This is a genomic window from Marinobacter salicampi, from assembly GCF_011074795.1.
Taxonomy (GTDB): Bacteria; Pseudomonadota; Gammaproteobacteria; order Pseudomonadales; family Oleiphilaceae; genus Marinobacter; species Marinobacter salicampi.
This window is the reverse complement of the sequence record NZ_JAAMPF010000014.1, coordinates 185,732-197,262: the sequence shown is the minus strand read 5'-3', so window position 1 is coordinate 197,262 and position 11,531 is coordinate 185,732. Positions and strand designations below refer to the sequence as shown.

Genomic DNA, 11,531 nt, shown 5'->3' with positions numbered 1-11,531 from the left:
TGGCCTAGGACACCGCCCTTTCACGGCGGTAACACCGGTTCGAACCCGGTAGGGGACGCCACTATTCAGGTTGCCGACTCCGGTCGTTTGCCATAAAAAAACCGCCTTCAGTGGCGGTTTTTTTATGTCTCAAATTCAGCCTAGCGTATAGCCAGTGCGCCTTTGCCTACGCCTTCATAAGCCCTGACTTGAATGGTCTCGCCGGGAAAGCCGGCCTTGCACTGATCGGCGATGTGGGAGGCAATCAGCTCCACCGTTGTGTCGGTATCCATCATATATACATGGCTCCTGGGCAGGGTCAGGCTGAATTCGCCCTGGTTCGCCTCATAGCCGAACGTAATATATTCAGTGCCCTCCGGTGCCACAGAACGACTGCTGACATCCTCTTCCGATCCCACGTATATGTCTTCCCAGCGTTTCGCCCAGACCTGCTCCAGGGCACCATCACGATGCCCGTTCCGGTAGATCTGGATGGGCGAACGGTGGCCATGGGCAATACGCTGACAGTTGCCCAGATGTTTTTTGAGGCCATGAACGTAATGGTAATAAGGCCCGGCAATCACTTCCTCCCGCAGCACTATGCGCACGCCCTGGACATTAGCCGGGAGAACGCCTTTGAGCTCGGACTCAAGCAGGCCCGCTACGGTGGTCGCTGCAAGGGTAGCGCCGGGAACCGCCACAAATGCCTCCTGGGGCCCCTGGTGACGAATCTGGCTGCCGTCCACCAGGGTCCAGACGAGGGTGTCAGGGTGCTCCGTAGAGACCCGGAGGCCCTCATAGTCAGACGGCACCACAAGACGGTGATCCACACACTCGTCGATGACGCGCTTGATGGTTTTCTTGACCGAACTGAAATCGAACACCATACCCTGCTCGTCCAGTTCGCCCTCCAGTACCACGTCGACTATCCAGCTCTCACCAACCAGCCCCCGGGCAGGGTCCAGGTAAGCGAAATCAATTACCGTTAGGTTGTCGACAAATAGGTGATTCATCAGGAAGCCTGCCAGAGATGAGCCCACAAAGCAGACGGCCCGGCTCGCAGTGAAAGAGGCTGCGGGCCAAAATGGTTGACGTCTGCTGATAGGGGCGTACATGTTTGGGCAGGATTCTAACAAACTTGCGCCAGACTGCGGGAGAAATTGTGGCGGACGCCCTGGTTAAGGGCGGCAGGGGCTCGTTGGCCATGCCACCCTCAAGCCTGGCTGGCAACAGTCTAGGCAAAAATACCTGAAAGCCACGCGATACCGACGGCGAAGACCCCGAGGCTGACTGATAGCCCAAGTGTATACAGCCGTGACGTTGAAGCTTTCTGCTGGGTGGCGTACAGGTCAATGGTACGCTGGGCAATGTCTTCAGCTGTTTCCCTGGAGATCTCATGGGCCTGCTGGATCGCTTCTGACTGAAGCGTTTGCCAGAATTCGGTGTCGATGGTCTGGACGCTGGTGATGTGATCCTTCAGTTCGGCCATGTGGTCACCTGTGAATCCGCCGCTGCTGACCAGCTCCTTGCGCAGTTCAGATAACTCACGGGCGAGGTTTAAACTCACTTCAGCAGCAATTTCATCCCTCAGAGCCTGGGTCTGTTTCTCGAGCCCTGAAGTAATCTCCCTGAGCTGCTCATTGAGCGCTGACGACTGTTTCTTTTCGGATTCATCGAGAGCCCGCTTCACATGATCAAACTGCTCATCAAAAAGGCTGCTCAGAAGCTCATGGAGGCGGTTATTGATGTGGGTTTTCACCGCTGAACGGGAAATCTGCTCAATCAGTTCGCTGGTAAGCGGGACTGGCTGCGGCCGTTCCCGGGACGGCGGTCCAGACGGCGAATCGTCCTTTTTCAGCGACATTTCAAGGGTAGCATTCAAAGGCAGGCCCATTTTTTCCTCGTTGTCCTCCGAGGAGCTCATGGTGAGCCCGTCGAGTACAGGAGCGTCAGGCAACTTGCCCTGATCCACGTCGTTGGCCAACTGTTCCAGAACCAGGTTAAGGCCATCGGTCTGGGGCGGCTTGGTCAGGATGTTGTAGACTCCGAAATTGCGCGCTTCCTCTACAAACGAATCCGATTTTTTGGAAGTGCACATGATAATCGGTATGCCCGCCGTATCCGGGTTACTCTTGATGATCTTGATGGCCTCAACACCGTTCATGCCCGGCATCAGGTGGTCCATGAAAATCACATCGGGGCGTGAATTGCTGGTGAGAAAGTCCAGGGCCTCTTCGGCAGAGCCGGCCATGTTGACCTCCATTTCGCGGTTCTCGAGCAATTTGCTGAGTGCGAAACGTGCCACCTTGGAATCGTCTACCAGAAGTGCGTTTTTAATACCCATCATACAACCTCACCTTTACACCATCATCTGTCAGATTCAGCGCCCCGCAGGGTGTTTGCCCGGGGAATCCTGTTACCAGCCGTCAAGCGGTGGGCACTGGGTGGCTCTATAACTCTTGTCGCGATAACACACCCCCGGCTCACTGGTGCGAGCGCGGAAAACTTCACCTTCCGGCGTAGTCAGCTTTACCTGGCCGTAAGGTTCGCCGTGTCTGAACGTGGATTCGATAGAACTGCCGTTCGGATTGAGCAGCAGGCCTTTACCGTGGAATTTGCCTTCCACATATTCGCCCTGATACTTTTTGCCATCAGCAAGCACTTCGCTGCCCCTGCCGTGGTACTTGCCGTTGGAGAAGTCCCCTTCATAGGACGTCCCATCCGGTTCGGTAACCGAGCCCTCACCATGAAAACGGTCATTCCGGAAGCCTCCCACGTAAAGCAGTCCATCTGCCGTGGTCAGTGAGCCGTGACCGTTGAGCTGACTTCCCGCCCAGGTCCCGGTCAGTACATCACCGTTCGCCCTTGTCAGCGTGCCCTGGCCATGAAACTGGTCTTCCACGAACTGACCTGTATAGGTAGCGCCATCCGGGCCTCGATAGGTTCCCTCGCCGGTACGTTTGCCTTCCTGCCAGTCTCCTTCATAGCGGCCACCATCGGCATACCAGGCGGTTCCGGTTCCATGGAACCGGCCGTCGACGAAGGCGCCTTCGTAGCGAAGACCTGTGTTATCCGAGTAGGTGCCGTCTCCGGTTTTGACGCCCCCGATCCAGGTGCCGTCCGTATGGTTAACCCGGGTGTAGGCTTCCAGCCGCCCTCGCAGGGTCAGGTCGTCGCCGGCCTTTACCTGGACGTTCTCTTGCCAGGGTTTGAAGCCGTTCTTGCTGATTACAATGTCATATTTTCCGGGCTCAAGCTCAAGATTGAGTCGCGTCGAGCCCTGTGGTTCCCCGTTGATGGTGACCTGATCCCCATGGACGTTCGAGCGCAAAGTCAGCATGGCCGTGGTTGGAGGCGCAACAGGTTCTGCCGGCTGTGTAATCCTGCCCGGAATCTCAGGCACAGCGTCAGCGTCCTCCTGGGGGCCGGGCGCGTGTACAGGAATAGCTGAAGCATTCTGTTCGATAGCGAAAGGGTCGAGCTTGCCCGGGTCCAGGGTAGCCACCTGTTGTCCTGATTCGGCGGCTGGCTCCGGTTCAGGTCGTTGCTCAGGCCCCAGTCGGACGGGTGTTGCGGGCTCCGTCAGCTCAGGCTCAAGGCCGGCCCCTGTATTGGCCGGACTGCTGCCGGGCTCGGTGCTGGCTGACACGCCGGTCTTGTCGGTCGCAACGGTTGTACTGGTATCGAGAGGGTCAATATCATCCTGCTGTGCAATGGTGGGTTGCTGAGCGGCAGAATAATCGGGCTGCTGGATTGACGCATAGCCCGCGGTCACAAGAAGCATGAGAGCCAGTGCGTTTATAAACAGTAGTGGTCTGAAGTCGACCATTAAAACCTCGTTAAAGTGCGACAGTGGAGATGGCAAATGTCGGGCGCCATAAACGGTATCGCTGATCGCGCAAAACAATATTAGCGGTTCGAAGGTACCTTATGTAACAGAAAGTGACCTAAGTTAACGATATTGCCGGTCGTATCACACTTTGGCTGGAAGTTGTTCATGCTTACGCCGTTCCCAGGCTCGCATATACACATCCGCTTCATACTGGTAAGGGGATTTGAAGGGCGTCAGGATAAAGTCGAAGACAAGAAAGAAGAAGCCGATGGAGACCCAGGCGATCGCCAGGCTGCTCAGGGTGTTTGCCTGAACCTCTGGGTTGGCATTCACAAAAGCCTGTAGCGCCGGCAAAAGTTCGCTTACCAGCACCACGGGATTGAAATTGGCCATTACCAGCGGTATCCAGAAGCCGAGAAATACCGGGAAAAATCCGAACGACCAGAGCAGGCGCCGCAAAACATAGATGGCAAGAGCGCGGACAAACCGGCTTCGCAGCTCTGGAACCTTGCGGATGGCAGCCAGATAGTCGCGGCGGGCTGACCAGTAGGCGGCGATCTCAATTGCCGGTCCGGGCGCTCTCTTTTCCTCTCTCGGGTACTCCGTGCTGCCGGAATCACTCGAGCCCGCCCCAGAAACGGCGGCGCCATCGCGAAAGTCTGTGGTCATGGTGGTCGGGTTTCCTCGGCCTGAAGTATCTTCTATACAGCCACATCGCGTTCGAGTAGCGTGGGCCACACATGTGCATGATAATCGAAATGGCGTGTTAACCTACAGGCCTTCACTTGAGAAAGACAGGATAACTGAATGACAGCAGGCAGCGAAAACGGGGTACACCCGGCGTTTGAGAAGTTACGCAGTCACCGTATCGCAACGCTTAATCTTACCGTTGAGGAATACCGCCACAAAAAGACCGGCGCCAGTCATCTTCACATGGCTGCGGACAACGACGAAAACGTGTTTTTTGTCGCATTGCGGACATTCCCCATGGATTCTACCGGCGTGGCCCATATTCTTGAGCATACCGCTCTGTGTGGCAGCGAGAAGTATCCGGTGCGCGATCCGTTCTTCATGATGATTCGCCGGTCCCTCAATACGTTCATGAATGCCTTTACCAGCAGTGACTGGACCGCCTATCCATTCGCCAGCAAGAACCGCAAGGATTTCGACAACTTGCTTTCGGTTTATCTGGATTCGGTATTCTTCTCCAAGCTTGATCCCCTGGATTTCGCCCAGGAGGGCCACCGTCTGGAGTTTGAAACGCCGGACGATCCTGCTACTCCTCTGGTCTATCGTGGCGTCGTCTATAACGAGATGAAGGGAGCCATGAGCTCGGCCACCTCCCAGCTTTGGCAGAATCTGTCGAGTCATCTGTTTCCCACTACGACCTATCACTACAACAGTGGTGGTGAACCCGACGAGATAGTGGACCTGAGCTATGACGGGCTGGTTGATTTCTATCGCCACCATTATCACCCCAGCAACGCTTTCTTTGCGACATTCGGGGACATCCCCGCTCATGAGCACCATGAGAAGTTCGAGCAACTGGCACTTTCGCGCTTTGACCGGCAGACAATAGACCTTCCGGTCCGGGACGAAAAACGCCTGTTCGCACCTGTAAGGGTGGACCAGGCCTACGCGGTCAGCGAGGGCGAGCCGACTGACGGCAAGACCCATATCGTGATGGGTTGGCTGCTGGGCCACAGTTTCGATCTTCAGGAAAACCTCGAAGGCCATCTGTTGGCGAGTGTTTTGCTCGAAAACAGTGCCTCGCCGCTTATGCGGGCGCTGGAAAAAACCGATCTCGGCCATGCACCGTCGCCTCTTTGCGGGCTGGAGGATTCCAACCGTGAAATGACCTTTGTGTGTGGGATTGAGGGCACTGAGCCGGGCAAACAGGCAGATGTGGAAGCGTTGATCGAGGAGGTGTTGGCCCGGGTGGTTGAGGAAGGCGTGAGCGAAGAACGCCTTGAGGCTATCCTCCATCAGCTGGAGCTGCACCAACGGGAAATTTCCGGAGATCACATGCCCTACGGGCTGCAGTTGATCATGGAGGCAATACCGCCCATGGTCCACGGTGGCGACCCGGTGGCTCTGCTGGACATCGAGCCGGTGCTTGCGCAGATGCGCGAGAAGATCCGTGAGCCTGATTACATCCCCAGGCTCATTCGCAGCAAACTCATTGCCAACCCCCACAGGGTAACCCTGACCCTGCGCCCGGATGACAAGCTTGACCAGCGCCGCCAGCACGCCATTAAAGAGGCTCTGGCAAAACGAAAGGCTGAGCTTTCCAGTGAGGAGACCCAGCAGATCGTCGATCGTGCCAAGGCCCTTGAGGAACGCCAGCAGCGAAAGGACGATGACAGTATTCTGCCCAAGGTGGACCTGTCCGACGTACCCCTGCGGCTACCTGAGCCGGAAGGCCGCACCACCGGTGAGTTTCCTGCCACGCTCTATGCCCAGGGCACCAATGGCCTGGTGTACGAACAGATTGTGTTGCCGATGCCGCCGCTGAGCGGTGATGAGCTGCTGCTTTTGCCCTTGTACACGACCTGCGTGACGGAAGTCGGTTGTGGCGAGCTGGACTATCTGCAGATGCAGGACCGGATCTCTGCAGAGTCCGGGGGAATTGGTGTCGGGACATCCGCTCGGGGCCGTATTGACGATGTTCAGGACCTCTCCGGCTACCTGATTTTCAATGGCAAGGCTTTGGCCCGTAACCGGGAAGCCCTGAGTCGCCTGTTGAAAGATGTGTTTACCGGTGCCCGGTTTGACGAGCATGACCGCGTTCGTGAATTGGTAGCCCAGGTGCGTTCCCGGCGCGAGCAGGCGGTCACTGGCAGTGGCCATGGCCTCGCCATGAGTGCAGCTTCCCAGGGGCTGAGTCCCGGTGCCTGGCTGAGCTTTCAGCTCGGGGGTCTGGAAGCGATCAGAGGCATCAAGACCCTGGATGATGCCCTGGATGATCCAGCCGAGCTGGCAAAGCTCTGCGATCGGCTGGCCGCCCTACATGCCCGGGTTCAGCAGCAGCAGCGTCAGTTTCTGGCCATTGGGGAAGAGGGTCAGGTCGAGCCTATGGTGTCGGACCTGCAGGCGGTGTGGCCGGACAATACACACAGCGAAGGTGAGCGTTGGCATGTGGCGCCGGTCGACTACCGCACGCAGCAGGCGTGGCTGACCTCGACTCAGGTCAACTTCTGCGCTAAAGCCTACAGTACCGTAGCGGTTGATCATCCGGACGCTGCCGCATTGACGGTTCTTGGCGGCTTCCTGCGCAATGGATATCTGCACCGCACGATCCGTGAAAAAGGCGGTGCCTACGGCGGGGGTGCCGGTCAGGACAGTGTCAACGGTACATTCCGCTTTTTCTCGTACCGTGACCCGCGAATGGCCGAAACCCTGGCTGACTTTGATCAGGCCCTGGAGTGGCTGCAAACCACAGAGCATGACCCCCAGGAGCTGGAAGAATCCATTCTCGGGGTCATTGGCCAGATAGACAAGCCGCGTTCACCTGCCGGGGCTGCAAGGAATGCCTTCCAGAACCGGTTGTTCGGCCGAACGGTTGAGCAGCAGGAGCGCTTTCGGCAGCGGGTGCTGGAGGTCACCATTGCGGACCTGAAGCGGGTAGCGAAAAGCTGGCTGGTACCGGAAAAGGCAAGTACAGCGGTTATTACCAGCCCTGAGCAACGCAAGAGCGCAGAAGCTCTGGGGCTGACTATCGAAGAGCTGTGAGCAGGAGAGACGCAACCGCCTAGCGGTTGCGTTTCAGACCTGTGCTAACCATGATCCGGGTGGAAATCTCTTCCACGGAGGAGGTGGTGGTGTTCATAAAGGCGATACGCTCCCGACGATACATGAGCTCGATCTCTTCAACTTCATGCAAACACTGTTTTATCGACGAGTAGCGGGAATTTGGCCGGCGTTCATTACGAATGGTGGCCAGGCGCTCAGGCTCGATAGTCAGGCCGAAAATCTTTTCTTTGTGTGGTCTCAGGGGAGCCGGCAACTGCTGGTCATCCAGGTCCTCTTCGGTAATGGGGTAGTTGGCCGCCTTTACTCCATATTGCAGGGCCAGGTACAGGCACGTTGGGGTCTTGCCGCTGCGGGATGCGCCAACAAGGATAAGGTCAGCCTCGTCATAGTGCCGGGTCCGGGCTCCATCATCATTATCCAGAGCGAAATTGACCGCGTGAATCCGGCGTTCGTAATTGCTCTCGTTGCTGATCGCATGGGAGCGCCCGACGGTATAGGACGATGACGACTTGAGCTCGGCTTCCAGCGGCTGTAGAAAGGTGCCGAAAATATCTACCATGAAGCCATTGGCCCGGCCGATCACTTCACGGATATCGTTGTTCACGATGGTGTCGAATACCAAGGGGTTCTGGCCATCCGTTTCCGCTGCTGCATTTATGCGATTGACCGCATCCGCTGCCTTGTCGAGGTTATCAATGTAGGGAACCGTGATTCTCTCGAACTCGATCTTTTCAAATTGCGCAAGCAAGCTGTTTCCCAAAGCTTCGGCCGTCAAGCCCGTGCCATCAGAAATGAAAAATGCGGTTCGCTTCATAATCGGTGGCAGACTCCATTTCAGCGGTTTATGGACTAAATACAGGCGTATAACAAGGGCGCCGGGGTCCCGGTTGGCTAGGTAATCCTTGCAGGTTACAGTATGATACAGGGCAAGTTCGAGCACAGCAGAACGATTTTTGCTCTTTGCTACACAGACTCATGGGAGACACGCTTTGGAAGATTACATAATCTGGTTTGAGGACCTGGGGATGTCTGATGTTGACCGGGTTGGAGGCAAAAATGCTTCACTCGGCGAAATGATCAGTAATCTTGCCAATGCAGGGGTCACCGTACCCGGAGGTTTTGCAACCACAGCCTACGCGTACCGCGAATTTCTGGCCAAAGATGGTCTGAAAGAGCGCATCGACAACGCCCTCGACTCGCTCGACGTTAATGACGTGAACGAGCTTGCGCGCGTAGGCTCGGAGATCCGCCGGTGGGTTGTGGAGACCCCGCTGCCTCAGCCCCTCGAAGACGAGCTTGAGAAAGCCTATAGGCAGCTCCAAGGGGACAACAGCAAGATGGCGGTAGCGGTGCGTTCTTCCGCCACGGCAGAGGACCTCCCGGATGCTTCGTTTGCGGGGCAGCAGGAAACCTTTCTCAATATTGTCGGCTTGCAACATGTAAAAATCGCCGTCAAGGAAGTCTTCGCCTCACTGTTCAACGATCGGGCCATCTCCTACCGGGTTCACCACGGTTTCGACCACAAGCTGGTTGCGCTCTCGGCTGGTATACAGAAGATGGTCCGCAGCGAGACCGCGGCCAGTGGGGTCATGTTCACCCTCGACACCGAGTCCGGATTTCAGGACGTGGTTTTCATAACTGGTTCCTACGGGCTTGGTGAAACGGTGGTGCAGGGGGCTGTGAACCCCGATGAATTCTATGTCCACAAGCCCACCCTGAAGGCCGAACGCCCGGCTGTACTGCGTCGTAACCTGGGCAGCAAGGCCATAAAGATGGTCTACGGGGCTAACCAGGAGACAGGCACCTCCGTGGATACGGTCAAGGTGGATCCGGACGAGCGCAACAGGTTCTGTATTAATGATGCCGAGGTCTCCGAACTGGCAAAACAGGCGATGATCATTGAGGCGCACTATAAGCGGCCGATGGATATCGAATGGGCCAAAGACGGTGACGACCAGAAAATCTACATCGTTCAGGCGCGGCCCGAAACCGTTAAAAGTCGCGCTTCTGCTAATGTGATGGAGCGCTATCTGCTGAAGGAAACCGGCAAGGTGATTGTGGAAGGCCGGAGTATTGGTCACAAGATCGGCAGCGGCCCGGTCAAGATCGTCACCAGCATCAACGAAATGGACCGGGTCCAGCCAGGGGATGTTCTGGTAACAGATATGACGGACCCGGACTGGGAGCCGGTCATGAAGCGGGCATCCGCTATCGTCACTGACCGTGGCGGGCGTACCTGTCACGCTGCCATTATTGCAAGGGAGCTCGGTATTCCGGCGGTGGTGGGCTGTGGCGATGCCACTGAAGTGCTCAAGGACGGCCAGCCTGTGACGGTATCCTGTGCCGAAGGGGATACCGGCCTGATCTATGAAGGGCGCCTGGACTTCGAGTTGCGGGAAAATACCGTTGAGTCCATGCCCAATATCCCGTTCAAGATCATGATGAACGTGGGCAACCCAGACCGTGCCTTCGACTTCCAGTCTCTGCCCAACGAAGGCGTGGGCCTGGCACGTCTGGAATTCATCATCAACCGGATGATCGGTGTGCACCCAAAGGCGCTTCTGAATTTTGACGGCTTGCCTCGGGACATCAAGCAAACCGTTGAAAAACGCATTTCCGGTTATGCTTCGCCGGTGGATTTCTACGTGGACAAATTGGTTGAGGGCATTTCCACCCTGGCCGCCGCGTTCTCCCCGAAGAAGGTGATCGTTCGACTTTCGGACTTCAAATCCAATGAATACGCGAACCTCATCGGTGGCACCCTGTACGAGCCCGATGAAGAGAATCCCATGCTCGGGTTCCGGGGCGCATCCCGCTATATATCCGAAACCTTCCGGGATTGCTTCGAGCTTGAATGCCGCGCTTTGAAAAAGGTCCGCGACGAGATGGGGCTCGATAACGTCGAAATTATGGTGCCATTCGTGCGAACCGTTGGTGAAGCAAGGCAGGTTGTTGATCTGCTTGCCGAGAACGGCCTGCGCAGGGGGGAGAATGGGCTTCGCCTGATCATGATGTGCGAACTACCGGCCAATGCCATCCTGGCGGAGCAATTCCTGGAATCCTTCGATGGCTTCTCTATCGGCTCTAACGACCTGACCCAGCTGACCCTGGGGCTGGACCGGGATTCCGGCATAGTTGCTCACTTGTTCGATGAGCGTAACGATGCCGTTAAAGCACTGCTTTCCAATGCCATCCAGGCTTGTAAGAAGGCGAATAAATACATAGGCATCTGTGGTCAGGGGCCATCGGATCATCCGGATCTCGCCAAGTGGCTTATGGATCAGGGAATCGACAGCGTCTCCCTTAACCCCGACTCCGTTCTCGACACCTGGTTCTTCCTTGCAGACGAGCCGGTAGAAATCTAAGCCCTACAGATTGGCGGCTCCGTTACCGGTCATCAGAATCGGAAAAGCGGTGGAGCCGCCACAGTCCTGGGCAAAAAAGTTATGGCCAGAACCAAGCAGGAGCAAGAGCGTGCCAATTGTAACTCCGGATTTATGTGACGATTTCCCCGAAGTGCTTGTTGTTGAACCAGGTTTCCGAAACTTTGGCGGTATCGATGCCTTTGGTGGCGAGATAGTCACGGTCAAGTGTTTCGAGGACAATTCCATCGTCAAGGAGCAGGTTGGCCTGCCAGGCAATGGCCGGGTAATGGTCGTCGATGGCGGTGGCTCAATGCGGGCGGCATTGCTTGGGGACATGCTTGCTGAGAAAGCCGCGGACAATGGCTGGGCGGGCCTGATAATCTACGGGTGTATCCGGGATGTAGACGTTATTGCGCGAACCAAGCTGGGGGTTCAGGCTCTGGGGTCACACCCCCGTAAAACAGACAAGCGTGGGGTAGGGGACCTTAATATCCCTGTCACCTTTGGCGGGGTAACTTTCGAGCCAGGGCAATACGTGTATGCCGATAACAACGGTATTGTTGTTTCAGCAAAGGCCCTGGTCACGGCCTGACATCACCTGT

The 11,531-nt window shown here is 56.5% G+C and carries 8 protein-coding genes; 3 read left to right on the top strand and 5 right to left on the bottom strand.

The genetic code is table 11. From position 1 onward, the window contains the following. Positions 1 to 140: 140 nt before the first annotated feature. From G7W63_RS07835 to G7W63_RS07820, 4 genes are all read right to left on the bottom strand, one after another. Positions 141 to 992, bottom strand: coding sequence for a 6-pyruvoyl trahydropterin synthase family protein (locus G7W63_RS07835; RefSeq protein WP_166255713.1), 852 nt, complete (start codon positions 990 to 992; stop codon positions 141 to 143). 221 nt (positions 993 to 1,213) lie between these two features. Beyond that, a complete protein-coding gene (locus G7W63_RS07830) occupies positions 1,214 to 2,323 on the bottom strand; it encodes a response regulator (RefSeq protein WP_166255762.1) in 1,110 nt (369 codons plus the stop codon). 72 nt (positions 2,324 to 2,395) lie between these two features. Continuing rightward, positions 2,396 to 3,808, bottom strand: a complete 1,413-nt coding sequence (locus G7W63_RS07825) for a PEGA domain-containing protein (protein ID WP_166255710.1) — start codon at positions 3,806 to 3,808, stop codon at positions 2,396 to 2,398. A gap of 144 nt (positions 3,809 to 3,952) precedes the next feature. After that, complete coding sequence (locus G7W63_RS07820; RefSeq protein ID WP_242634351.1) at positions 3,953 to 4,480, bottom strand: hypothetical protein; 528 nt, start codon at positions 4,478 to 4,480, stop codon at positions 3,953 to 3,955. 138 nt (positions 4,481 to 4,618) lie between these two features. Here G7W63_RS07820 and G7W63_RS07815 point away from each other — a divergent pair, with 138 nt between their 5' ends. Beyond that, positions 4,619 to 7,543 (top strand): insulinase family protein, encoded by a 2,925-nt coding sequence (locus G7W63_RS07815; RefSeq protein ID WP_166255707.1) that lies wholly within the window; start codon positions 4,619 to 4,621, stop codon positions 7,541 to 7,543. A gap of 19 nt (positions 7,544 to 7,562) precedes the next feature. Here G7W63_RS07815 and ppsR read toward each other — a convergent pair whose 3' ends face one another. After that, complete coding sequence (gene ppsR, locus G7W63_RS07810; RefSeq protein ID WP_166255704.1) at positions 7,563 to 8,378, bottom strand: posphoenolpyruvate synthetase regulatory kinase/phosphorylase PpsR; 816 nt, start codon at positions 8,376 to 8,378, stop codon at positions 7,563 to 7,565. Between the two features lie 211 nt (positions 8,379 to 8,589). Between ppsR and ppsA the strand changes: the two genes are divergently transcribed. Together ppsA and rraA are read left to right on the top strand one after the other, a co-directional pair. After that, complete coding sequence (ppsA, locus tag G7W63_RS07805; RefSeq protein WP_423202281.1) at positions 8,590 to 10,929, top strand: phosphoenolpyruvate synthase; 2,340 nt, start codon at positions 8,590 to 8,592, stop codon at positions 10,927 to 10,929. Positions 10,930 to 11,038: 109 nt separating this feature from the next. Continuing rightward, positions 11,039 to 11,521 carry a ribonuclease E activity regulator RraA gene (gene rraA / locus G7W63_RS07800; RefSeq protein ID WP_166255698.1) on the top strand — a complete coding sequence of 161 codons (483 nt, stop codon included), beginning with the start codon at positions 11,039 to 11,041 and terminating at the stop codon, positions 11,519 to 11,521. Positions 11,522 to 11,531: the final 10 nt, after the last annotated feature.